Consider the following 24989-nt stretch of genomic DNA (forward strand, 5'->3'; position numbering starts at 1 on the left):
ACTTAGTAAACTAAGCTTCGCTGTTAGAACTCAATCTGTACGAGTGCCCACACAGATGATTGCTTTATATTGTTAAAGAACGTTGCGACGTTGTCGCTAGGGATGCGTATAATACATCCTTAATTTTTCGAGTCAACACTTAATTTCAAACTTTCTTTCGATTATTTGAAACCGAAGTTTCACTTAACTCTCTGCTACGTTGTTCAGCGCTTCTCGTTGCTGCCCGCCGTGTCAGTGGGGTCGCATTATAGGGAGATCCAAAAACAGATCAACACTTTTTTTCGATCTTTTTACTGTTCGCTCAAAAAGCGAACTAAATTTACCGAAAACAGCAAAAACGGTCGCTATTATGGCTGTTTTTTAAGCCAATATTCATAATTTAATGCAAATTTCATTGCTATGTTCATTTAACTCGTTAAGATAGCAAGTTCACAATGTTAAATTAATGTTTATTTCTTGTTTATTGGTAGATCAAAATGAAATTACCCGATCAAAAATCTTTTCTTTTCTCCGTTATTCTTGCTGTTTTAGGTTTTGTGGTTGTTAAGTTTGCACTTGCAAGCTTAGCTTTAGACCCAGCATTGCTATTTGGTGCAGGCTTATTAATTGGTGCTTTAGTTATTGCAGCACTTTCATCAGCGTCAAGTGAGGAGGCCGAAGTAAAAACAAAAACACTTTATGTTGGCAACCTACCTTATCGTGCTAATGAAGGTGTTGTTCGTGCTTTATTCGAAGAACAAGGCAAAGTTTTCAATGTACGTTTATTAAAAGATAAAAATACAGGTAAACGTCGTGGCTTTGGTTTTGTTGAAATGGCTGAAGCTGATGCAGATAAAGCAATCAATCAATTAAATGATAGCGAATTCCAACAACGTACTTTAAAAGTGCGTGAAGCAAAACAAAAACAAGAGAACGAAGCTAACAGCTTTCGTGAGGGATCTGATCAGTCAGCGTAATAAGCTCAACGCTTAATTGCGAATGACCAATAGGAGCCGTTGCATAATAGTGCAGCGGCTTTTTTTTATCTGTGGTAAGAGTAAAGCCTCGTAGAGCAATTAAACTTTCAACGCGCTTAGCAATCGCTTTGCCTGAGTCAATAAGGAAGATCTGTTGTTTATAGTAGTCACTAATCGCGCTGGCTAGTAATGGAAAGTGTGTACAGCCAAGTACCAATACATCTATATCTTCTGCTATCGCTAAATCACTCAATACTTTCTCAAGCTTTGCTTTATTGAGTCTCTGTGTATGAAATAGTGTTTCAGCAATTTCTACCAGCTCAGTTGAGCCATATAAGCTGACTTGTGTCTCTTGGCTATGAGTAGTAATTAAGTTTGCAGTATAGCGACTCTTGATGGTTGATGGTGTTGCCAGTAAACCAATATGTTTGCTGTTACTTATAGCGCAAGCGGGTTTTATCGCAGGTACTACCCCGACAACTTCTATATTTGTGTGCTGGCGAATAGTTTCTAAGGCAGAGGTAGAGGCGGTATTACACGCAATAACTAGGATATCAACGTGTAAGTTTGCTGTTTCGATAAACTGTAGTAGCGCAAAAAGGCGGGCTATGATCGTTTGCTGACTTTGCGCGCCATAAGGCAATAAAGCATTGTCCATAAAATAACTATAATCAGCATTTGGGATCAATGCTTGGATCTGTTCAAGTACGGTTGTTCCACCTATACCAGAATCAAACACCATTATATGAACTGACAAACTGCTTACCTCGGATCATCAAAGGTCAGCAGTTTGCCATGCAGCTTTATAAAAAGAAAGAAAGGACTAAGCCTCTTCTTCTGTTGCCGAGCGAAGCTTATTCATTTGCTCAAACATTGCTTTGGTGTAATCCACCAGCTTACTGACTTCTTCTTTATCTTGGTTTAACCACTGTAAGATGCCAGCCAGTTCATTTTGCAAACCTATGTCACCCGCTTTATTAAACGCCTGTTTCAAGTCGTCATTAAATGGCGCTATTTTCTCAGCAACTTCTTTTTCAGGGGCTGGTTTATATTCTTCATACCCTTTGATAGCTGCTACTGTTTTGGTTTGTTTCAGATCCATCGTAAAGCCAACGAGTTGCTCGTTACCTAAGTTAAGCTCTTTAGCTTGTTCAAAGGCATCTTCTAATGAACCAGAGAAGAATGTTTCGCTAACGCTTTGTAAGTCTTTCATCAATTCATTGATAGCTTGCTGCTCTTGCTCATTTAAATCACCATTGACCGACATCGAGAATGATAAATCACGTGATTGCGAAGACTCACTGACAAAGGCTTCGTTGTCACCATTTTTGCTATAGCTGCTTGCAGACTTGCTTTCGTATGCATCAGCAAAGCTAATACTTACTTCGTCACCTTCAGCGGTGGTGAAAGTGTACTCTGCGTTATTACTTAAGCTGATATATTGAGCTTGGCTTACTGAAACCGCATTAGGTTTAGGATTGAACAAGTCTTCTTCTAATTCATCAATACCTTTAAAGATACCTTCTTTAGACTTTTCGATACCCTCTTCGATGTCATCGTTAAGAATACCTGACTCTTTAAGCTCATCGTACGCATCGTCGATGCCCATTTGCACACCTTTACGTGCATCACCTAGCATGCCTTTGAGTTTTTCATCATCAGCACCATCAGCTTTTGCTTTACGAAGTGCACCGCCAACAAAGTCGAGTACGTTTTTCACGATCTCTTCAAAGTCGAACAAGGGTTTATCTTTTTTCTCTTCGGCTTTAGGTAAACCTAGTGCCTCAGCAAGTTTATCATCAAGAACTTTTGCCGCGAGCTCTCTGCCGCGTTGCTGATAACTATCTTGACGATTTTGAATGGTAGGCTGCTGCAGTGCCTGTTTACCATTGTATTTATTCACATTTGTATTAGGCATATAGCCTAGGTTGCCAATTTTCATGATCCGACTCCATGTTATGGTTAACTCATTATCGGCCAAAAACCACAAAACTTAAGTTTTTTGTATAAAAAAACGACACCAAAATAAATAACAAAACTAGACAAATCCTCAGCGCTCCCTACAATAGCGCCGTTATACAGCTAAGAGATAAAAGGTAATCAGCCATGGCGGTTATAAAAATTGATACAACTCAATACGATGCACAATTGAGTGAGAAAGAGCAGCGCATCACCTCACAGTTTCGACGTTTTGGGGTCGAAAAATTAGAAGTGTTCGGCTCTGATCCTATTCATTACCGCCAACGTGCAGAGTTTCGTGTTTGGCATGAAGGTGAAGAACTGTTTCACATCATGTTTGATCAACAAACTAAAGAAAAGATCCGCGTTAATGAGTTTGACCCTGCAGCACCTTTAGTGGGTGAAGTGATGCAAGCGATGATCGAAAACTTAAAAGACAATGAAGTTCTTCGCCGTAAGCTGTTTCAAATTGATTACCTTTCAAGCTTAAGTGGCGAGATCCTTGTTAGCTTGTTGTATCACAAACAACTAGATGAGCAGTGGCTACAAGCAATTAAAGAGCTTAAAGCAAAACTGAGCACACAGTTTAAGATTGATTTTATTGGCCGTGCTCGTAAGCAAAAAGAAGTGATTGGTAATGACTATGTTATCGAGCGTTTAAACGTAAACGGTAAAGAGCTTATTTATCAACAAGTCGAAAATAGCTTTACGCAACCGAATGCTAAAGTAAACATCAAGATGCTAGAGTGGGCACAAGCCCTTTGCCAACCTCTCAGTAATGACTTACTGGAGTTATATTGTGGGAATGGTAACTTTTCGATTGCTCTTGCAGGCTCATTCGACCGCGTATTAGCCACTGAGATTTCAAAATCATCGGTTTACTCAGCGCAATACAATATCGCACAGAACAAGGTTGAGAACTTAGATATCATTCGTATGTCGAGTGAAGAGTTCACCCAAGCAATGAAAGGCGAACGTACTTTCTCTCGTTTAGATGGCATAGACCTGAAAAGCTATAACTGCCAAACAATCTTAGTGGATCCTCCACGTGCTGGCATGGACACACTAACTTGTGACCTAGTTGCGAACTACGACAATATTATTTATATCTCGTGTAACCCAGATACCTTAGAACGTGACCTTGATCACTTATGCAAAACCCATGAAGTAAAACGCTTTGCGATTTTTGATCAGTTCCCTTACACCCACCACATCGAATCAGGTGTGTTTTTACAACGTAAATAAAATCAATCTGCCAGCGCAGCAAATAGCGCTGGCAACTGCTGCTCACTGTATACAGCTATATTATTGTCGGTTAACAGCTTTGCAGTTAATCCCATCCCTGAAATTTTCTTTCCTGAATGACTACCATCGTAAATAGTATTGCGACCACATGATGGGCTTGATTCTTTTAACAGCGCATAGCGAATGCCCTGCTTTTTGCAAAGCTTAAGTGCTTGTTCTGCGCCATAAGCAAACTGCACTGTGACATCCTGCGCATCTTTGGTAAGTACTCTACCCGCTTTGATTTCTGCAGGCGGCCTTGGTGTAGGTAAGCCCCCAGCTACTTCAGGGCAGAATGCAACGAGCCTTCCTTGCTGTTTAAGGGCTTCTAAACCAGGATGGAGTAAATTTTGCGATTGCCCGTCATAACGAACAGGGTTTCCTAACAAACAGCTTGAAACTAATAGTTTTTGCATTTGCTTTTCCAACAAAAAAGCTCCGCGAACGGAGCTTTGTATTAAATTCAACTAACTAAGCTTATTTATCAGCTAGGTAGTTAATTAAGTCTGCCATGCTCTTCGCATCGCTAATACCTGAATCCGCACCTAGGATTACACGGTATTTACCATTAACAATAAAAGTTGGAACGCCTTTTAAAGCACCTTTTTGTTGGTAATACTCTTGGTCGCGCTTCATCTTAGACGCCATAGTACGTACAGAGAAGCTGTTGTAGTACTTATCAAAATCTTCAGCCGATACACCTTGTGAAACAAAGATGTCTTTCATATCAGCTAGTTCGTTAATACGAGCACGCTTACCGTGAATATGATTAAACACAGCGGCTACCAACGCGTCTTTCTGTGGTAACACATTAGCCGTCGCATAACCTTGCGCTAAGATAGTCTGAATTTCTGGGTCACGAGGACCTGAAAAATCAACATGACTCTTTTTGAATTTAACGCCATCTTTAAGAAGTGTTTTAAGCTCTTTCACTACTGGCTCGAAGTTATTACAGTGTGGGCAGTAGAATGAGAAGAACTCTTTTACTTCAGGCTTTTTAGAAGCGCGTGCATCAATCGTTTCATAATGCTTACCTTCTTCATATTGAACAGCTGAGGCATTTGCCGCTAAACCTAGCGTGGCAGCCATTAATACAGCTTTTACTAACTTGATCATTACTTCATTACTCCAAAATTATTGTTTTAATAAAAATTCGACTAACTCATCAAGCATCTGCTGGCTCTTGATGGTATTTAAATTAATTTTATATTTATCATTGACGATAAAAGTTGGTACACCAGTAAGAGCACCCATCTCTGTATATTTTTGTTGCTTATCTTGCATCGCTTTCTCAGCGCTAATAACTGGCATGCTTGCAATTTCAGCATCAAACACTTCGTTACTGATACCATTAGTTGCAAGTAATGCTTTCACGTCTTTCATATCTTTAAGTAAAGCGCGTTGTCTGTGGATGCTATTAAAAATTTGATCAGCAACTTGCTCACCTTTGCCATGTTGCTTAGCAATTAAGTAGGCATAGCTTAAGTTACTTTGTGTTTGCTTAGATACACCACCTAAAAAGTTAACATGGCTTTTTACAAATTCAGTCCCTTCAGGCAGATTTGCAGTTAATGCTTTTGCGACCGGTTCAAACTGAAAACAGTGTGGACAATAAAAAGAAAAGAACTCAGTTACTTGAGGTGCTGCACTTTTCTCAACTTTTAATACTTCGTATTGATTACCTGCTTCAAAATCAGCAGCAAGGGCTGCAAAAGGTAAACATAAAATGAGTAGACTTAACTTTAATTTTTTAAACATTGTTTTCTCGTCTTTATTAACTTTAAAAATTTATGGTAATAATTTTAATGGTGCTTCCTGTAGCGCTGCAAGCTGTTCTTTTAGCGCTAGTATTTGCTGCTCCCAGTATTTGTCTTCAGCAAACCATGAAAAGTTCCGTGGGAACGCAGGATCATCCCATCTTTTTGCCAACCACCCCATGTAATGCACCATACGCATTGCTCTAAGTGGTTCAATCAACTTTAATTGGCTGTGATCAAAGTCGCAAAATTCTTCATAAGCAGCCACTAAGGTGTCTAACTGTAACAGTTGGTTGTTACGATCGCCACTGAGCATCATCCAAAGATCTTGAATAGCAGGCCCTTGTCGGCTGTCATCTAAATCAACAAACATTAACGCGTCACCAGACCACAATATATTACCGGCATGGCAATCACCGTGCAGGCGGATGGTTTCAACATTTTTATACTGCTCTGTGGTTTCTTTAATCACCAAATCTAAAATAGTATAAAAGGCATTCTCTAATGCCATTGGCACCAAGTTACTTGCTTGTAACTGAACTTTAGCTGTCTGAAGGTATTCTTCGCAACTGATCACAGGCCTATGTTCAAATGGCCTTGCCTTAGCTACTTGGTGCATTCGCCCAATTAAGCGGCCAAGTACATCGAGTTGATCTAAATTATCAACTTCAAAAATGCGCCCGCCCACACTTGGGAATAACGTAAACAAATAACCATTATGCTCAAATAAGCTTTGCCCTTCGATAATAACAGGCGCAACAACCGGCACTTCGGCCTCGGCAAGCTCAAATGCAAAGGCATGCTCTTCTAAGATTTGCGCCTTACTCCAACGCTCTGGTCGGTAAAACTTAACAACATAACGATGGCCATCTTCTGCTTTAAATTGATAAACACGGTTCTCGTAGCTGTTTAAGGCCAGCAGACCTGATTCAGCATAAACACCGATACTTTCAACTGCATCTAAAATTGAATCGGGTGTAAGGTCTACAAAACTAAATTTACTCATAATGCCTCATCATATAAAAAAAGCGGGAAATCCCGCTTTTTATTCATTTGCTCAGTGTACTTAATTATCGCGCCTTAAAGAAGTTACTCGGCTGCGAAATCTGCACATCTGGCTCACCATCGACAGAAAGTACGAACTCAAACTTCGTCATGGGCTTTTTCAAATCATAAGGATCAACAACTAATGACAGAGGCACATTATAAGATTCGCCAGAAGGTACTGTGAATGTTTGTTTGCCGATGTATTCAAAGTTATCGAGTCCTTCAACACGAATGTTAAAGGTTTGCTCATGCTGTGCTTTGTTAATTACTTTTAGTGTATAGGTGTTTTCAACTAAACCATTAAAGTCAACACGATATAGCTGGTTACGGTCACGAATAATATCGAGTTCCATCGGTTTGCGCATCGCAATATTTGCTACTAGCGCCCCTGTTAGCACTACTAAGATAACTAAATAGCCAATTAACTTAGGGCGCAGTGCATGTGTTTTGTTGTCTGGCGTTTCTAAGTTACGTTCTGTAGTGTAAGAAATGAGCCCGCGTGGGTAATTCATTTTATCCATCACTCCATCACACGCATCGATACATGCACCACAGTTAATACACTCATATTGTAGGCCGTTACGAATATCGATCCCCGTTGGGCACACCTGCACACATAAGTTACAGTCGATACAATCACCTAAGCCGAGCTCTTTTGGATCTTGCTTACGTGAACGAGGACCACGGCTTTCACCACGTGCTTCGTCATAGCTCACGGTAAAGGTATCTTTATCGAACATAGCTGATTGAAAACGTGAGTATGGGCAAATGTGTAAACACATAATCTCGCGCATCCAACCGGCATTACCATAGGTACACACTGCAAATACGGCTAAGCAAATATACGAATACGCTGTTGCATCAAGGGTAAACAGATCAGGCAGTAGCTGACGGATTGGCGTAAAGTAGCCGACAAAAGTAAATGCGGTATAAAGCGAGAATAACCACCAGCTGCCGTGTTTAGCACTTTTACGCCAAAACTTATCAAAGTCCATCGGGCGTTGATCTAGTTTTTTACGTTGATTTGCGCTGCCTTCAAACTTTTCTTCAAACCAAATAAAAATGAAGGTCCAAACGGTTTGCGGACAGGTGTAACCACACCAGACCCGACCATAAAAGGTCGTCACCAAGAACAACGCAAACGCTGCCAACATTAAAATGAAAGCAAGGATAGTCAGATCTTGTGGCCAGAGGGTTAAACCAAAAATGTTAAATTTTTGCCCCACCAAATCGAACAACACAGCTTGTTGGCCATGGAAGTTAATCCAAGGTAGTAGCATAAATGCAAGCATGCCGACAAAACCAATTCGTTGCCTTAACAGTTGGTGTAAACCCGTTACAGCTCGGACATAAATACGGTTACGTGGATTAAATCTATCATCGAGGGAAGCGTTTTCCGGTTTCTGGATTTTTACTTCCGTTGGGATATTTTTAACCTTAATCTGTTTATCCATTAAAATTCCTCAACGCCACTAGGAAATAATACTCAAACATATGTTTGCAGTAAGAGATTCTCTGTGCCAAATAAGCAAATCAGAATACATCTCATTACGTTCAAAGATTTCTGAAACTTTAAATCTATAGAGCATTATACTCAATCTATAGAAAATTTCAGGGATTGATCGAAAATACGACGTTTTAATTATTTAATCTTATCTGCTTGCTTTTAAAACGACCATTTTATTAAACTTGCACTTAGACCATATTTATTTAGATCAAAGATTATTGTGCTATGAAAAAATTTCTTATTTTAGTGCTTATTATTTTAGCACTTTTCACGATTGATCATCCTTTGATCAAAGAGCCAAGAGAAAGGTTACTAGGGGATGGAGTGTCATTGCTTTCTGATGCTAGTAAAATTAACCGTAGCCCTGCGGCGAATATGGCTAAAACTAATATTAAGTCACAGCTGAATTTATCTAATTCAGAACACGAATATATTGAAGAGACATTTACTTCAGACGATAAACTGCAAGTTTTTCACTTACGCTACTGCCGTGAAAAAGATATTAACTTATATTTTTATGGCGAACGCTTAAACCGCGTATGCAGTATTGTCTCGAACGCACTTGAAGAAAGGCTAAACAAGTAATGGACTTTTCAGCTTTAAACAAAAAAACCAGCGACTCGTTTGCCAAACAACGCAATATGCTAAAAAAGCTGGGCAAAGGGCAAACCTTATACTGTGAAGTATGTAAAGGCGCCCTTACCTTAAATTTGAAGACTGATCAGCCAGGTAAAGGCGTTGTAAGCTGTGCCAAAGGTTGCACAGACATCCTATTGGAGCTGGGTTAGTTCCAGCCCTCATCATTATATAGCTGGCTATTTACAGCAACGACTTCAATTAGCTCAGCAAAGCCAGCGGCGAATTCATTCATAACTTCATACTGCTGCTGGCATAATTGTCCTTCAGATAGATCATTATCAGTTGCAAGGGCTGCAATTTCACTCGTTTCAAGGGTAAAAAAGCCTAAGCTTTGCAGTGCACTAGCCAACGCCTCTTTAAGATCATCCGCTAACTGTGGCGCGCTTAATAGCTTGTTAACGTAGCCTTGTGCACCATGCATAAAGCCTTGGCTCCAATGCTGACATTCTTGAATGTCTAAGTATTGCTGCCCTTGAGAGCTCAGCTGTAGGCTCACAGGTAATGTAAAACCCGTTTCGAATACTTGTTCGCTGATCTGTTGATACAAGGCCATAAATGCAAACAGCACTTGCTCATCCATTTGCCCATCAGAGCCAGGTGCAACCTCTTCTAACCACTGGTGAACATCAAGCGGCTCAGGAGCACAGATCACCGCAAATAAGTAGCCTTGCGTTTGTGCCAAGCTAAGTGCGTCTTGATGCTGCGCTAAAAACTGACTTAAAAGCTCACTTTGCTGCTTTGAAAACTCAGGTAATTGCATACTGTTCAATTAATCCAATTTAAAAGTTAAGCGGATAACGGCCTTCGTTATCAGGACGACCAAGAAACTTAGCTGCATCATGCACTTCTTTTGGTAAGCTTGCTTCAGGTTTAATATAACCAGCAACTTTAAAATCAAGATTCGCTTTTAATACTGCATCAGCTTCAAGCCCTAAACGGTTCTCAGGGTCAACAAGTACTGCTACATCTCCCGATTTACAGCTTAAACGGCCGCTCAGAGGGCCAATGCTAAACCAGTTATTCATTCCTTTCACATCAATGTTCGGGCTCGCGATTTCGCCGCTTAGGCTTTCACAGTATGGCTCGCCTGAGCTGTACTCATCTAAATCTACAATCACACGACCTTGCGCACTAACCGGCAAAGGGAGTTGTAAACGCTCCATGGCACGTTCAACCGTTAAGCGTAAAGTAGTCTTTTTCACAGTGATGGCTTGGTTAAAGAGGCCATATGTAAAGTCACCATGACCTGAAATATCCGCTTTATCACGAGGATCACCAAAGCGTACCGTACCCACTAATTTACCTGTGAACAGTGACCAGCCCGATAACTGCCAACGCACATTATTTAATTGCTCACCATCAAAACGTACCTGCATAATGCGACCGTCCCATAGCGTGCCACTGGCTTTACCTAATTGTAATTGCTTTGGTAAATGCGGCTTAGCTAAATCAAGTGCAACGGCAGCGGGTGTTTTTACCAGCGTAAACACCAAAAAACACATCACAAACACTGTGATTAATAAAATAACTCTTTTCATCGTTTACTTCTCTAGTACCAAACGACTTACACGCACAAAGCCTGATTTGTCATCTTTACTTAAATCTAAATTCTCGATTAGCACACCATGTGAATTAACCAGTTCATCCAACCATTCAACAAGGTTATTAAACTCAACAGAGTCAATGGTTAAACGAAGTGAATTGTCATTTGGCTGCATTTTGCTAATGATAATTTGATAACGATTGCGGGTGCTATTAACGATTTGGCTTAAGCTACGGCTGCTCGTATTACGTGCGTTACCACTCGCTTTAAGTTTAACAATACTTTCATCAACCCATGCTAGCAGCTCTTGTTGTTTTATTGTGTCTTGCTCTGCTTTTTCGATAGCCGTGTTAAGTGGACGAAAGACCCCCATAACCAGCACAAAAATAACAAACACACCACCTGCAACCATTACAAGTTGCTGCTCTTGTTCTTTTAACGAGCGCCAATAATTGATTATTTGGTTTTTCATGCCGCACCTCGTAACTTAATTTCACCAACGACAAAATCACCATCATTATTTAGCGAGCCTTGATCTACGGTTAAGCCACGCTGTTCTAAAATTGCTTTTACTTTACTAAATGACTGGAAATCTTTGCCGCGCGCACGAATACGTAATTCGTTACGACCTTGATCATAGCGAAGCGTTTCTGGTGTGAAGTCTTTTACTTCACTAAAAATAGAGACAAGATCGTTAGTCAAATCTAAGAAGCCAGCTGTACTGCCACTTTCTATCAATGCAAGTTCGCTGCGAATTTGGCTACGAATAAGCTGAGGACGCACTTTTTTATTTGGAAAAGCACGCTGATAATTAGCAACCACTTCAGCTTTTGCCGCTTCAAGCTGGTTATTTAACTTATAAAGCTCAAGCGACTTAACACCAACACTGCAAACTAATGCAACACCTGCTGCAATAGCTGCTTTTTGCCAATAGCCCCACCAAATTGCTGATTTCTTCTTAAGCTGATAAACACCTTGGCGAAGGTTGAATTTCACCTCAGGTAACTGCTTAGCAAATAAGGCTAAAGGTAAATCGTATTGCTGCGTTTGAGCACTAAGGTTAACCGTATCAGGAAAAGCCGTTGCAGGGCTAAAGTGTGCAACATCAGGGTTACCTAATGCTGTTAAATAGCCAGCAAGCCAATTTGTCTCTACAGCGGCAATATGCCAGTTACCCTGCTTACATAGCCACTGACCATTAAGCTCAATAGCGCGTAACTGAGTGTTGTCATCGACATCAGGTAACAATAAAGCATCCGGCAGTATTTTATATACTTCGATGCCATGCTCATTGAACTCAGCCAGCCATTGCTCAAACCATTCACGATCGGTCATCGCGATATTAATCGCGTGCTTCTCATCAATAAGTGTTGGCTCTGCAATCGCTATGAATAAGTCATCAACATCACAGGCTATTTCTTCTTCTAGCATGTAAGGAAGTGCTTGCTCTAACTTGCGGCTCCACTTGGTTGGCAAGGCGACCGTTTTTAGTTGTACTTGATCACTTGGTAGTAGTACAACCACTTCCCGTGATTGTGCTCTCTCTGTTAGCTCACCAAGTTGTGTTGCATTGGCAATTTCGCCGCTAGCAATTATTTCTTGTTCTGTTGGTGAGTAAATTAGCCAGTTAAGGCTGTCTTTTAATGTTTGACCCGTACGGATCAACAATATCTCTGTCACTGTACGCCTCCAAATTTTCGCGCCAGTATCGTTACTGTACCATTAGTGGCATGGAGTAAGGTGGTCATCGAAAAACGCAGTTCTGCAAATTCAGCCTGCGTTTGTAGTTTAAAATATTCACTGTTGATACTGAATAGGTCTTCAACGGCTTTCACATTTTGTGCGCCTTGTTGATTAACCTCTTCAAAAAATGCTTCTAAATCATCATAACCATCTTGAGGACGTGATGATAATACCGCTTCAGCGCCTGAAAGACTTAAGCCATCAATAAGCGAGCTTAATATAATGGCACTTTCTACAGGTAGTGTATTAACGTTGATTTGTAATAACTCACTACCTGGAATAACACACACAAATGGTAAAAGTTTCTCCATAACGAGTGGGTTAAAGCCTTTTACTAAACGAAGTTCTGACGTCGAAGCAAAATAGCTATTTGCCGTCATATATGGGTATTGTCGAGATAAATACTCATCTTCTTCTGCACCTGAACGATAGGTAATGCTATCAGCGTCTAACCAATCAAACACGCTATCGGCCATGGCTTCTTCAGACTCATCGGTTGGCAAGTCTTCAATATTTTCTAATAATGCCAACAATGCCTTATGTGCTGGGTTCGTTTTATTATTTGGATCCGTTTGTTGATCTGGCTTTACATGCAATGCATTTAAATTCAAACATGCTTGTAAGTCTGTAATTGTGCCACTTAAGGTACCATTATCAACCGGGTAAGGGACTCCACCCTGCTGTGCCCAGACTTGCTCTAAATGCGTTTTATCAGGATCATCTTTTTTAGTTTGTTTTAGTGCTTTAATTGCCAGCTCTTCAGCTGCAAAGGCATACCATTTAGCCTGTTGATGGTTTTGAATATTGCTGCTGCGCTGCACTTGCACCATTAAATTAGCACTCATCTCAACGGCTAACATAGCTGCTAGCGCCACAATAAATAGCACAATAACAAGCGCAGCACCTTTAGAACGTTTAATAGTAGTCATAGCTAACCACCCGTTCCGTTATTATTACCATTATTTGCTTGGGCAGTGACTTTGCCTTCACCTGGCACTAAAAACACTCGACGAATGGGTTCCTGTTCTATTTTTTGAATAGTGACGGCCACCGCTTTTGGCAGTGCTTTAATTTGCCACTGTTCTTGCCACTCATCTTTGTCATCTAAAAATTCAAATTTAAGGTCTTCAATGTCTTCTAAAATGACTTGTGAACGCGGTTCCATGTTATCTAGTTGATCAACATACACCCGGTACACTCGCTCAAGCTTGTCATCGATAACGCGATAACCAACCGCTTGCAGTTCAGAACGCGGCAGTAAGTTAATTGGGTTAACCCAACCATCACGAACAAAACCAATACCATCGTATTGGCTATCAAGAATATAGCGACCAGCTAACACATACGTGTCTTGAAAATCACCAGCTTCGTTACGCACCTGACGTTTAGTCATTTGACTAAAATCTTGGTCCATCAAACGAAATAAAGTTTGAAAGCCATTTAACTCAGCAATTGTCTCGTCTGAGGCTTCTTTTGCTTTGGTTGTCGAATCCAGTATTTGATGGGTCGATAACACCACAAAGGCTAAGATGCCCATGGCGACAATCACTTCAAGTAAGGTAAAACCACGTTGCTTCACTACTTATCACCTTTATTCAAATAAGTAGAAAGCTCATACACTGGGTATTCAAGTTTTTCATCGGCGAACACATTAATGGTGACCTTTACAAAGGTTTTATCAGCAGTAGGAACCACGTCCTGACGCCAATACCATTCAAAACCAGCGAGCGTTTCAGTACCTTTAACGCCATTTTTGCCTGTCCATTTATCGCCTTTGGCGCGTTGCTCAACCATTACGTTCTCAGCAACCCAAGAAGCATAAGTTTGCTCTTCAATCGACGAAAGATGATTAATATGCTCACCGGTTGCCTGCATTGCGGCAATACCGGCCATTGCACAAATAGCCAGTGCAACCATCACTTCAAGTAAGGTAAAACCTGCTGACTTATTCATTATTCAGGCTCCATACGAAACTTTACCGGGGCCATAAATTCGCCTTCGATAAAATATTGCGGTTCACGCTCTTCTTTAAGCTCGTAAACCAATTGAAACGCACTGACTTCGCCAGAAGATAAAATAAGTACCTGCGGTATTTTGAGCTTTTGTAGCTCAAGTAGGCTGTCTTCGTCACCACCGCTCATTAATTCACGCCAGTTTGACTGCTCTAATAAGTTATCTTGTGCCCAGGCTAAATCATCAAGGTTAAGAGTGAGCTTAAAGCGTTCATCAACCTTAATTGGGGCAAACAATTTTTCACGGTCAAACGTAACCCACTTATCACCGTCAAAAACTAAAAATTCAAATGTATCTTGGTCAAGATGAAAACCCAGCTCAACCTGATTTAAAATCGCAAACTCAGACGCCATATTAATCGTAGTATGTAATCTGAGCGCTTGTTTTTCGAGTTCTTCTTCAGCACCACCATCAAAACTGTAGGCAACCATTTTGGTGACAAAACCAATCACCACGAGCACCATTAATATTTCGATGAGGCTAAACCCTTTCGCGTGCTTAGCACGGCCAGCCAAACGCAAACGACCAAGGCTTACCATAATAGTAAGCCTTGATGTGTATAAGCTTTGTTCAGTTGGCTGAATTTAGGCATTATTACTTTTCTTCATCCCAGTTACCGATGTCATCATCAGTACCTGCTTCACCATCAGGACCCATTGAGAAGATATCAATTTTACCAACTTCTCCAGGGCTGATTAGCTGGTAAGGGTTACCCCATGGATCTTCTGGTAATTTCTCAAGGAAACCGCCATCAGGAAAACGCTTTGGAATTGGCTCAATGCTTGTTTTATTTACTAGCGCTTCTAAGCCTTGCTCTGTGGTTGGATACGCTTTGTTTTTAAGCTTGTATAAGCTTAACGCATCTTCAATTTGTTGAATATCTAAGTGCGCTTTATCGATTGCAGCTTCTTCTTGCTGACCCATGATATTTGGCGCCACAATTGACATGATCATACCGATGATAACCAGTACTACCATGACTTCTAGTAATGAGAAACCTGACTGTTTGTTCACAAAAATACCTCTAACTTTCTTCAAAAATTTATTATAGAGCGGCAGTGTTAGCTGCTAATTGCTCTAGTGTTCCCTAATTTAAAGACCTACAGCCTTATTCATTGCCATAATCGGCTGTAGTATTGCCATAACAATAAACAATACAATTACCGCCATTGAAGCAATCATCGCGGGCTCTAATAGTTTCAGAGACACGTTTACCATGCTCTCAAACTCACGATCTTGGTTATTTGCAGCACGCTCAAGCATTTGCTCAAGTTCACCTGATTTTTCACCACTGGCTATCATGTGCAGCATCATAGGTGGGAAAAGTTTGGTTTGCTGAAGTGAAGCACGAAGACTCGCCCCTTCACTCACACGTGTTGCAGCATCTTGCACTGACTTTTTCATTTTTTCGTTAGCCAGTACACCACCTGAGATACGCATCCCTTCAAGTAGTGGCACTGAGCTTGACGATAAAATACTTAAAGTTCGAGCAAAACGCGCCGTATTAACACCGCGTGCTACCTTACCAATGCCCGGTAAATGCAGCACTTTTTCGTCATACCAGTAACGAATATGCGGCTGCTTAAGCGCTTGCTTAATGGCCACAGCTAACACAGTTATAATGACTAAACTAATAAACCAGTAGTTTTGCACAAAATTACTGGCAGCCATTACCCATTCGGTAGTCCAGGGTAATACTTGTTTTGATTTTTCGAAGGTCTTCAAGATTTTTGGTACCACAGTACCTAACAATACAGAGACAATCGCAATAGCAAATACCACCAGAATGGTTGGATAAACCATTGCCTGTGTGATTTGACTACGCATATGCTGACGTTGTTCCGTGTAATCAGCTAAACGATTTAAAACTTGGTCTAGGTGACCTGATTTTTCACCGGCTGCCACCATGGCACGGTACAAGTCATCAAATACATGCGGAAACTCACTCATGCCATCTGCTAAGGTATAACCTTCAACAACCTTTGAACGTACAGCCATCAGCATACGTTTTAAACGCGGCTTTTCACACTGCTCAGCCACCGCCATGACAGCCCCTTCAACAGGTAATGCTGACTGGATTAAGGTTGCGAGCTGACGAGTGATTAATGCTAAATCTGAAGTCGAAATTTTTGGTTTAAAGAAGCTACCAAATAAAGAGCTCTTTGCCCCAGTAGTTTGCTTTTCGCCTTCTGCAGCAGCAACAACTTCTAAAGGCATTAAACCTTGATCGCGCAAAGTTTGGCGGATTTGCTTTACCGTATCGGCTTCAAGAATGCCTTTTTTCTCTTTACCTCTGCCATCAAGGGCACGGTATTCAAATGCTGCCATGATTAACCTTCCTCACGTGTTACACGCAAGACTTCTTCTAAGGTAGTGCGACCTGCAAGTACGCGATTACAGCCATCTTGGCGAATACTTGGGCTATGTTTACGAATGTACTTCTCAACACTTTGTTCGCCTTTACCGCTGTGGATCATTTCACGAATTGTTTCATCAACAACCAGCAACTCATGAATACCCGTACGACCGCGATAACCATTAAAGTTACACTCTTCACAACCAACTGCACGATAAATTGTTGGCGGTTCAGCAGGATTGACACCTAATAACTGGCACTCGCGCTCATCAGCAATGTGACCTTCTTTACAGCTATTACATAAAGTACGTACAAGACGTTGTGACAATACACCGAGTAACGATGATGACAGTAAGAAAGGCTCTACACCCATATCTTCCATACGCGTGATAGCACCAGCAGCTGTATTAGTATGCAGTGTCGACATAACCAAGTGACCGGTTAATGACGCTTGCACACCAATTTGTGCTGTTTCAAGATCACGGATCTCACCGACCATTACAACGTCAGGGTCTTGACGAAGGATGGCACGTAAACCTCGGGCAAAGGTCATATCTACCTTGGTATTTACCTGAGTTTGACCAATACCTGGTATCTCGTACTCGATTGGATCTTCAACAGTAAGAATATTGCGGTCTCGTGAGTTGATTTGGCTCATGCCCGCATACAAGGTGGTACTTTTACCAGAACCCGTAGGACCGGTTACTAAGATAATACCGTGTGGCTTACTGATTAAATCAGCAAACAATTCACGGTTACGCTCAGTCATACCTAAATCTTCTAGATTCAGGCGCGCGTTGTTTTTATCAAGTAGACGTAGCACAACACGCTCACCAAAGCTTGATGGCATCGTCGATACACGCACATCAACGGCACGACCAGCAATACGTAAACTAATACGACCATCTTGCGGTATACGTTTTTCAGCAATATCTAGTTTTGCCATAACCTTAATACGCGACACTAACAGTGAAGCGAGTTTACGGTTCGGCTTTAATACTTCTTTTAATACACCATCAACCCTAAAGCGAATTACTAGCTCTTGCTCGAAGGTTTCGATATGAATATCTGAAGCACCTTCTTTAATTGCTTCGCTCAGCATCGCATTGATCAGCTTGATGATTGGCGCATCGTCATCACCAGCTAGTAGATCTTCAGTTTGCGGTAATTCATCTGCAAGCGAGAATAAATCAACCTCGTTGCCGATATCTTCCATCATTTGCTGTGTTTCAGAACTATCACGCTGATAAGAAGCTTCAAGCAACAGCTCAAATTTGTCATCAGGTAATTGTTCTAGCGAAAAACCATGACCCGCAATACGGCGTACTTCAAGTAAAGCATCAACATCTAACTCACCGCGATAATACACAGTCCAGTTATCCTGATCTTTACTCAATAATACGCCTGTACGACGCGCGTACGAGAATGGCAAACGCTTGGTTGGCAAGCTAACAAGATCATCGCTTGTTAGTAGCTCATCATGACTTGCCGGCACTTCTGACGCTAGCTCATCATTGATTTCTGTAATTGCATTAGTCATCGTTGCGCTCATTCGCGTTTTGTTGTTTTAGGTACTCTTCGTACGTTGGCGGTAATATCAAGGCATCATTCCATTCAGGAAGAATTGGTGCATCCGTCAACGGCATTAAATCAATACCATCTTCTTTTTGCTTGTGTTGTTCGCCACGAATAAAGTTATATTTCGAGTGGCTCAATTTATTCATGCTGATACCATCGCGTACAATGGTAGGACGAATAAATACAATCAGGTTACGCTTGCGCTTACTCGTGCTGGTTGAGCGGAATAAATGACCAAGTACCGGAATATCACCTAATAATGGTACTTTAGAAACACTTTCTTGCACGTCTTCATCAATCAAGCCGCCAAGTACAACCATGCCGCCATCATCAGCCATAACCGTAGTTTTAATAGCGCGTTTGTTTACTGAAATATCAACCGCAGTCGCACCACTTACACTTGAAACCTCTTGTTCAATCGTTAATTGAACTGCTGAGCCATCATTGATTTGTGGTGTTACTTTCAGTTTCACACCCACTTCTTGACGTTCAACTGTTTGGAATGGGTTAGCGTTATTTGAGCCTGTTTGCGAACCTGTGATAATAGGTACTTCTTGACCAACAATCATTGATGCTTCTTCGTTATCCATGGTCGTTACAGACGGCGTAGCAAGAATATTAGAGTTAGTGTCCGTTGAAACAGCTTGGATAATTGCACCCCAGTCATTTTTAACAATACCCATTGCTAGACCATTAATACCACCAAGTAGTGAAGCAAGTGCTGTTAAGTCACCTTCTTGTGTTTCAGAGGTACTTGTCACAGTGCCAGTTTCAGTACCGACTACCGTGCCTTCAATCGTTTTATCACGCGCTTGTTCAGCAGCAACAGCTAACGAACCAACAGGTACTGTGGTGCCATTGTTGAACTGCATCATGCCGCCTTGCTCTGAAATCCACTGTAAGCCTAAGTTGATACCATCGGCTTCTAACACCTCAACGATAATAGCTTCAACTAAAACCTGAGCACGACGAACATCAAGACGTTCAATAACTTGCTCAAGCGAACGCATGGTGTCAGGCTGTGCAGTGATTACGAGTGAGTTTGAATCTGGGTGTGCTTCAATGCTTGTTTCGTTTTGATTACGTGAGCGAGTTTTTGTTGCACCGCCTTGCGCGTCTTCTGCTAATGTCTTGCTTACGCCCTGCAATACTTTTACAAGGTCTTCTGCTTTGGCGTAATTAAGATAGATAACCTTTGTATTACCTTGGTTTTCTAGCTCACCATCTAAACGGCTAATCAATTCAACAGCACGTGTACGCGCTTGTGCTTCACCACTGACAATCACACTGTTAGTACGACCATCAGCAACAACTTTAGGGATTAAAAACTCAGGAACACTCCCTTTGCCACCATCTTTGTAAATATTCTCAACAACCGACACTACATCGTCAGCGGTAGCAAATTTAAGTTTTACGATATCAACACGCTTATCACCGGCTTGGTCAACCGAACGAATGATTTCAACTAAACGGTTAACTGACGCGGCATGACCGGTCAACATCATCACGTTTGCTGCATTGAAGTTAGCAACGTGGCCGCCATCTTTTTGATCACTAAATTGACGAACTAGAGGGCCAAGCTCTTGTACGCTTACATTTTTAACACGTACAACACGTGTCACCATCATATCGCCACTGGCTTGGTTATCTTCAGTGATCAGCGGTACGTTCGACTTTTTAGCGTCAGAACTTTTTTCAATTTTGATAATACCGTTATCCATCTCTACAGCTGAATAACCATAAACCTCAAGTACATTTAAAAAGAACTGGTAATAAAGCTTCTCGTCCATTAGCTCGTAGCTGCGCACATTGACTTTACCGCGCACATTCGGGTCAATAATGACAGTTTTATTTAGATTTTTACCAACGATATTAATAAATTCATTAATATCAGTGCCTTTAAAATTAGCCGCATACTCAACAGCAGATACTGAAAGCGATAATCCTGTTAATAAAAAAAGCGCTGCATATTTAGCTAACCCTTTTTTGATTTTTGTGAGGTGTAGCGCGTGAACCATTCTATAAAAACTCCAAAGCTAGTTATTGCAGGCTAAATTGCACATCAATTTGCTCACCATCGCGTTCGATAGTGATACTTGCGTCAGTACTATTTCGTAATTCGTTTATTGCTGACATTGCCTGTTTCAAATCATTTAATTGATAGCCATTAATCGCAATAGCTAAATCATTATTCATTAGTCCCATCTGCTTGAATAGAGCAGGATCTTTACCTGGGCTTAAGCGATAACCCACTAACTCGCCATCAACCATCGCTTGAGAGACGCGAATGTAGTCAAATAGTTTACCGGGATCGTCTAATACTTCTTCACGCGTTTCGAGAAGAGCTTCTTTTACATCTTCATCTTCAGTCGCATTTATTTCATTATTTTCTACAAGCTGAGGACCAGCTGTTAACTCTGACTCATCACGTTCTGCCAATACAGGCATAGAGACTTTTTTAGTAAAGTCGAGGCCATCCAGCATTAAAGTTTCAAAGCGGCCGCTTACATCTAAAATTACTCGGTCAGGTAATACTTGAGCAAGCTTGGCACGAGTGCCTTTAATTGCATCATCGACAACATAGGTTTCTTGCTTGCCTTGAGATTCAATAATAGCAAGACCCGCTTGATCATTTTGGCTGACCGCAACAATACCAGTTAGGTTAATACTTAGACGTGTTTCAGGGGCGTTGTTAATGACTTGATTTTGTTTCGCGGCAGGTTTCTTAGTTTCGACAACAACTTTGCCGAATAGATTTTGTTCAATAATTTGGCGAGAGCTGACTGTCTCAACTCGTTTAGCCATGCTGTTAACACCGGTTACTGGCAGTGCTCTTGTATCGGGTTCTGGCCACACAAGCCAAAACAGTTTAGATGACAAAAAAGCAATGTAAACAACAACTAACAGCACTACAAATGCACTTAGCTTGGCATGAGGTAAGCCGTTTAAAAACTGTTTAACTTGTTGTAAGTGTTGATCCATAAACTCTATTTCTTATTTTAATTTACTGCTTGATAGCTGGCCTATAGTACCTTTTCATTTTTCATTCAACAAGCGCACGTATATTAAACTTTGTAAACAAGGTAATTTCGACAAACAGGGGCTGCAAGGAATAACTATGACTATTTCTTTGTGATTAAGTTTCATGGTAAATTTTGCCTATATATAAGCAGCTTTAAAAGAGCACAATTGTGTCAAAAGGTAACACTCAAAAGTCGCAAGACAAACAAGACGAATTAAGCGTGCGCCTTGATAAATGGTTATGGGCTGCCCGCTTTTATAAAACCCGCTCAATAGCACGAGACATGGTGCAAGGCGGCAAAGTACATTATAATGGACAACGTACCAAGCCCAGCAAAATTGTCGAAGTAGGTGCAGTGGTAAAACTGCTACAAGGGGTCGACGAAAAGGTTGTGACAATCGAAAAGATCCTTGAAAAACGTCAAGGTGCCCCCATTGCACAAACCTTATATCAAGAAACTCAAGCTAGTATTGAGAAACGCGAAGCAAATGCTATCGCCCGAAAGAACAACAGCTTCTTTGCTCCACATCCTGATCGTAAACCAGATAAGAAGCAAAGACGTGAACTGTTAAAAATGAAATCAAGTTAGGTAATGCAACTCATGCAACAAGATTTACTTCATCGTTATATATTTGATCAGCTCGATGTACGTGGCGAACTCGTACAAATTGAAAACACTTATCAAGAGATGATCGCAAACCATAATTACCCAGCACCTGTGCAAACCTTATTAGGTGAACTACTTGTTGCTACCTGCTTATTAACAGCTACTTTAAAGTTTGAAGGCGAAATTGCCGTTCAACTACAAGGCGACGGCCCTGTTAAATATGCAGTAATTAATGGTGACGATAAACAAAACATGCGAGGCATCGCACGTCTACAAGGTGAAGTAACCGGTAGCTCAATAAAAGACTTAATTGGTAATGGCTATATGGTTATTACAATTACGCCAACTAAAGGTGAGCGATACCAAGGTATTGTACCGTTAGAGCACGATAGCTTAGATAAATGCCTTGAAAACTATTTTGAGCAATCGGAACAGTTAAAAACACGTCTTTGGTTTGCGACTGAAGTAACAGCAGACACAGCCAAAGCTGCAGGCTTATTCTTGCAAGTATTACCTGTAAATAAAGATAAATCAGTTGAAGACTTCACTCATCTTGAAGCAATCAGTAACACGATTAAAGATGAAGAGTTACTAGGTTTAGATGCCAACACTGTGCTGACTCGACTTTACCATGAAGATAATCCTCAGTTATTCGAACCACAGTCTATTAGCTTCCATTGTGGCTGTAGCAGAGACAAAACAATTGCTGCATTAGTAAATGTAGGTCAAGACGAATTACTTGCCGACGTGCAAGCAAATGGTGAAGTAAAAATTAGCTGTCATTATTGCTTAAAAGATTACATCTTTAACGAGCAAGATATTAAAGCCATATTTAATTAATACACCATAATAAATATTATTATATTAAAAGCCGCCATCAGTGCGGCTTTTTTATTAAAAAAAATATCAAAACTAATGATACCGGTGTCATGAAAAAGCGCCATTTTATGACACCGGTATCATTGAAATTATTCATGTTTTTTGCCAAATATATGCCTTTTTAAGCCCTTCAGACACTCGAATATCCCTAATCCTTCTGTTACTATTATTTTAGCAAAAGGGAAAACTAAGAACCCCAGAGCTATCCCGTTCAATCTCTCACAATTTAGGTATAAACATGACTGCAAACGCTACTAGTTTTGTTGATCTTACAGCAGCTGAACTTGTCGAACACGCTATTCGTCGTGGCGAAGGGACTCTAGCCGCTAATGGTGCTTTTGTTGCTAAAACCGGTGTACGCACTGGCCGCTCTCCAAAAGATCGTTTTATTGTTCAAGAGCCAAGCACTGAAAACGAAATCCAATGGGGCAACGTAAACCGCCCATTCGATGCAGACAAGTTTGATGCGTTATGGGCCCGTGTAGAAGAACACGTGAAAAGCAACGACCACTTCATCTCTCACCTAGAAGTTGGCGCTGATCCTGAGCACTATTTACCAGTTGTAGTTACAACAGAAACTGCATGGCATCATATTTTTGCCAAAAACATGTTTATCGAACCTCAAACATACAATACTGCTGACTTCCCTGAGTGGCAGGTAATGAATGTACCTTCATTTGTATGTGACCCAGAGCGTGATGGCACTAACAGTGACGGCACTGTAATCATCAACTTCGCACAACGTAAAGTACTACTAGCTGGTATGCGCTACGCAGGCGAAATGAAGAAATCAATGTTCTCTGTACAAAACTTCCTACTTCCTGCAAAAGGTGTATTACCAATGCACTGCTCTGCAAACGTAGGTGAAGCAGGCGACACTGCGTTATTCTTCGGTCTATCAGGTACAGGTAAAACAACATTATCTGCAGATCCTACTCGTTTCCTTATTGGTGATGACGAGCACGGTTGGGCACCTGGTAGCGTATTTAATATCGAAGGTGGTTGTTACGCTAAATGTATCGATCTTTCACAAAAGAACGAACCAGTTATTTGGAATGCAATTCGCTTCGGTACAATCTTAGAAAACGTGGTACTTGACGAAAATCGTGTACCAGATTTCCATGATACAAGCCTGACACAAAATAGCCGCGCAGCTTACCCGCTTGAGCACGTTGAAAAACGTAAAGTAGAAAACCGTGCTGGCGAGCCAAAAGCCGTTGTGTTCTTAACATGTGACGTAAGTGGTGTATTACCACCAGTTTCAGTACTAACTGAAGAAGCTGCTGCATACCACTTCTTAAGTGGTTACACTGCGAAAGTAGGTTCAACTGAAATCGGTTCAACAAGCGACATCGAGTCTACGTTCTCAACATGTTTCGGTGCTCCGTTCTTCCCACGTCCTGCTGGCGTTTATGCAGAACTTCTAATGAAGCGTGTACGTGAATTCGGCGCTAAAGTATACCTAGTTAACACAGGTTGGACAGGTGGCCCTTACGGTACTGGTCAACGCTTCGATATCCCGACTACACGTGCTGTAGTTGATGCAATCGTATCAGGTAAACTGGCAGATGTTGAAACTCAACACATCGACGTTCTAAACCTAGATGTACCAGTTGCAGTTCCAGGTGTAGACAGCCAACTTCTTAACCCAATCAACACATGGGAAGATAAAGAGAAGTACGCAGAATACGCAAACAAGCTAGCTTCTGACTTCACTGAAAACTTTGCTAAATACGATGTTTCAGAAGCAATCAAATCAGCAGGTCCAAAAGCTTAATATCAAGCTTACCCTCAGATTAAGAAACGCCAGCTATATGCTGGCGTTTTTGTTTTTGGAGGATGAGTTAATGAGTTACAAGTTGCGAGAGTAAAGTTAGCGAGGGGAAAGTTTGAAGGTTTGGCGTAGGTTGGGTAGAGCGGAGCGAAACCCAACACATCACAGAGCTTTCAGCCTTCAGCGATCAGCCGATAGGTCGAGGTTCTAGGCTCTAGGCTCTAGGCTCTAGGCAAAGTGTACTTGTAGGAGATGTATGGACTCCTCCCCCAAATATAGTGAGTACGGTATAAAGAAATTGGACAATTACTTTTACCAATAAGGA

At 41.1% G+C, this 24989-nt stretch carries 27 protein-coding genes; 7 read left to right on the top strand and 20 right to left on the bottom strand.

Annotation, left to right across the window (positions count from 1 at the left end; all coding sequences use genetic code 11):
- Positions 1-476 precede the first annotated feature (476 nt).
- The gene (locus NFU46_RS20090) at positions 477-956 is read left to right on the top strand and encodes an RNA-binding protein (protein ID WP_054564068.1); all 480 of its coding nucleotides are present in this window, start codon (positions 477-479) and stop codon (positions 954-956) included.
- Here the strand turns inward: NFU46_RS20090 and murI are convergent.
- Together murI and NFU46_RS20100 are read right to left on the bottom strand one after the other, a co-directional pair.
- Complete coding sequence (murI, locus tag NFU46_RS20095; RefSeq protein ID WP_251604407.1) at positions 919-1713, bottom strand: glutamate racemase; 795 nt, start codon at positions 1711-1713, stop codon at positions 919-921. The genes NFU46_RS20090 and murI overlap by 38 nt on opposite strands.
- A gap of 66 nt (positions 1714-1779) precedes the next feature.
- On the bottom strand, positions 1780-2898 hold the full coding sequence (locus NFU46_RS20100) for a DUF5610 domain-containing protein (RefSeq protein WP_175080942.1): 1119 nt from the start codon (positions 2896-2898) through the stop codon (positions 1780-1782).
- A gap of 164 nt (positions 2899-3062) precedes the next feature.
- Between NFU46_RS20100 and trmA the strand changes: the two genes are divergently transcribed.
- The gene (gene trmA, locus NFU46_RS20105) at positions 3063-4160 is read left to right on the top strand and encodes a tRNA (uridine(54)-C5)-methyltransferase TrmA (RefSeq protein WP_251604416.1); all 1098 of its coding nucleotides are present in this window, start codon (positions 3063-3065) and stop codon (positions 4158-4160) included.
- 2 nt (positions 4161-4162) lie between these two features.
- On the opposite strand, the gene NFU46_RS20110 is transcribed toward trmA, so the two are convergent.
- From NFU46_RS20110 to ccoG, 5 genes are all read right to left on the bottom strand, one after another.
- Positions 4163-4615: a DUF523 domain-containing protein gene (locus NFU46_RS20110; protein WP_058584579.1), complete on the bottom strand. Its 453-nt coding sequence runs from the start codon at positions 4613-4615 to the stop codon at positions 4163-4165.
- 61 nt (positions 4616-4676) lie between these two features.
- The gene (locus tag NFU46_RS20115) at positions 4677-5315 is read right to left on the bottom strand and encodes a thiol:disulfide interchange protein DsbA/DsbL (RefSeq protein WP_251604419.1); all 639 of its coding nucleotides are present in this window, start codon (positions 5313-5315) and stop codon (positions 4677-4679) included.
- Between the two features lie 18 nt (positions 5316-5333).
- Positions 5334-5957, bottom strand: coding sequence for a thiol:disulfide interchange protein DsbA/DsbL (locus NFU46_RS20120; RefSeq protein WP_251604423.1), 624 nt, complete (start codon positions 5955-5957; stop codon positions 5334-5336).
- Between the two features lie 30 nt (positions 5958-5987).
- Positions 5988-6962, bottom strand: a complete 975-nt coding sequence (locus NFU46_RS20125) for a serine/threonine protein kinase (protein WP_058584582.1) — start codon at positions 6960-6962, stop codon at positions 5988-5990.
- A gap of 64 nt (positions 6963-7026) precedes the next feature.
- Positions 7027-8457 (bottom strand): cytochrome c oxidase accessory protein CcoG, encoded by a 1431-nt coding sequence (gene ccoG / locus NFU46_RS20130; protein WP_251604425.1) that lies wholly within the window; start codon positions 8455-8457, stop codon positions 7027-7029.
- A 278-nt stretch (positions 8458-8735) separates the two neighbouring features.
- Between ccoG and NFU46_RS20135 the strand changes: the two genes are divergently transcribed.
- Positions 8736-9095, top strand: a complete 360-nt coding sequence (locus NFU46_RS20135) for a hypothetical protein (RefSeq protein WP_251604427.1) — start codon at positions 8736-8738, stop codon at positions 9093-9095.
- Entirely contained in the window at positions 9095-9298 is a 204-nt protein-coding gene (locus NFU46_RS20140) for a hypothetical protein (protein ID WP_054564061.1), read from the top strand. Before NFU46_RS20135 ends, NFU46_RS20140 begins: the two co-directional genes overlap by 1 nt.
- Here the strand turns inward: NFU46_RS20140 and NFU46_RS20145 are convergent.
- From NFU46_RS20145 to gspC, 13 genes are all read right to left on the bottom strand, one after another.
- Positions 9295-9909, bottom strand: coding sequence for a YecA family protein (locus NFU46_RS20145; protein ID WP_251604430.1), 615 nt, complete (start codon positions 9907-9909; stop codon positions 9295-9297). The two genes, NFU46_RS20140 and NFU46_RS20145, sit on opposite strands and share 4 nt — an antisense overlap.
- 19 nt (positions 9910-9928) lie before the next feature.
- Positions 9929-10687 carry a type II secretion system protein N gene (locus NFU46_RS20150; protein WP_175080947.1) on the bottom strand — a complete coding sequence of 253 codons (759 nt, stop codon included), beginning with the start codon at positions 10685-10687 and terminating at the stop codon, positions 9929-9931.
- A 3-nt stretch (positions 10688-10690) separates the two neighbouring features.
- Positions 10691-11164 carry a type II secretion system protein GspM gene (gene gspM, locus NFU46_RS20155; RefSeq protein WP_175083517.1) on the bottom strand — a complete coding sequence of 158 codons (474 nt, stop codon included), beginning with the start codon at positions 11162-11164 and terminating at the stop codon, positions 10691-10693.
- Positions 11161-12372 carry a type II secretion system protein GspL gene (gene gspL, locus NFU46_RS20160; RefSeq protein ID WP_175083518.1) on the bottom strand — a complete coding sequence of 404 codons (1212 nt, stop codon included), beginning with the start codon at positions 12370-12372 and terminating at the stop codon, positions 11161-11163. Before gspL ends, gspM begins: the two co-directional genes overlap by 4 nt.
- On the bottom strand, positions 12369-13364 hold the full coding sequence (gspK, locus tag NFU46_RS20165) for a type II secretion system minor pseudopilin GspK (protein WP_063528134.1): 996 nt from the start codon (positions 13362-13364) through the stop codon (positions 12369-12371). Before gspK ends, gspL begins: the two co-directional genes overlap by 4 nt.
- Positions 13365-13366: 2 nt before the next feature.
- Positions 13367-14014, bottom strand: coding sequence for a type II secretion system minor pseudopilin GspJ (gene gspJ / locus NFU46_RS20170; protein ID WP_251604434.1), 648 nt, complete (start codon positions 14012-14014; stop codon positions 13367-13369).
- Positions 14014-14388 carry a type II secretion system minor pseudopilin GspI gene (gspI, locus tag NFU46_RS20175; RefSeq protein ID WP_054564054.1) on the bottom strand — a complete coding sequence of 125 codons (375 nt, stop codon included), beginning with the start codon at positions 14386-14388 and terminating at the stop codon, positions 14014-14016. The genes gspJ and gspI overlap by 1 nt, the downstream gene beginning before the upstream one ends.
- Positions 14388-14987, bottom strand: coding sequence for a prepilin-type N-terminal cleavage/methylation domain-containing protein (locus tag NFU46_RS20180; RefSeq protein ID WP_054564053.1), 600 nt, complete (start codon positions 14985-14987; stop codon positions 14388-14390). The genes gspI and NFU46_RS20180 overlap by 1 nt, the downstream gene beginning before the upstream one ends.
- A gap of 55 nt (positions 14988-15042) precedes the next feature.
- Positions 15043-15462, bottom strand: a complete 420-nt coding sequence (gene gspG / locus NFU46_RS20185) for a type II secretion system major pseudopilin GspG (RefSeq protein WP_282658500.1) — start codon at positions 15460-15462, stop codon at positions 15043-15045.
- A gap of 78 nt (positions 15463-15540) precedes the next feature.
- The gene (gspF, locus tag NFU46_RS20190) at positions 15541-16776 is read right to left on the bottom strand and encodes a type II secretion system inner membrane protein GspF (RefSeq protein WP_175080952.1); all 1236 of its coding nucleotides are present in this window, start codon (positions 16774-16776) and stop codon (positions 15541-15543) included.
- Between the two features lie 2 nt (positions 16777-16778).
- Positions 16779-18344: a type II secretion system ATPase GspE gene (gspE, locus tag NFU46_RS20195; RefSeq protein WP_058584590.1), complete on the bottom strand. Its 1566-nt coding sequence runs from the start codon at positions 18342-18344 to the stop codon at positions 16779-16781.
- Positions 18337-20400 (bottom strand): type II secretion system secretin GspD, encoded by a 2064-nt coding sequence (gene gspD / locus NFU46_RS20200; RefSeq protein ID WP_054564049.1) that lies wholly within the window; start codon positions 20398-20400, stop codon positions 18337-18339. Before gspD ends, gspE begins: the two co-directional genes overlap by 8 nt.
- A gap of 22 nt (positions 20401-20422) precedes the next feature.
- Entirely contained in the window at positions 20423-21364 is a 942-nt protein-coding gene (gspC, locus tag NFU46_RS20205; protein ID WP_251604437.1) for a type II secretion system protein GspC, read from the bottom strand.
- A 206-nt stretch (positions 21365-21570) separates the two neighbouring features.
- On the opposite strand from gspC, the gene hslR reads away from it, so the two are divergent.
- From hslR to NFU46_RS20220, 3 genes are all read left to right on the top strand, one after another.
- Entirely contained in the window at positions 21571-21993 is a 423-nt protein-coding gene (gene hslR, locus NFU46_RS20210; protein WP_370316790.1) for a ribosome-associated heat shock protein Hsp15, read from the top strand.
- 12 nt (positions 21994-22005) lie between these two features.
- The gene (hslO, locus tag NFU46_RS20215; protein ID WP_251604440.1) at positions 22006-22851 is read left to right on the top strand and encodes an Hsp33 family molecular chaperone HslO; all 846 of its coding nucleotides are present in this window, start codon (positions 22006-22008) and stop codon (positions 22849-22851) included.
- Between the two features lie 277 nt (positions 22852-23128).
- Positions 23129-24667 (top strand): phosphoenolpyruvate carboxykinase, encoded by a 1539-nt coding sequence (locus tag NFU46_RS20220; RefSeq protein ID WP_055199452.1) that lies wholly within the window; start codon positions 23129-23131, stop codon positions 24665-24667.
- Positions 24668-24989 lie beyond the last annotated feature (322 nt).

The organism is Pseudoalteromonas sp. NCCP-2140, from assembly GCF_023708065.1.
Lineage (GTDB): Bacteria > Pseudomonadota > Gammaproteobacteria > Enterobacterales > Alteromonadaceae > Pseudoalteromonas.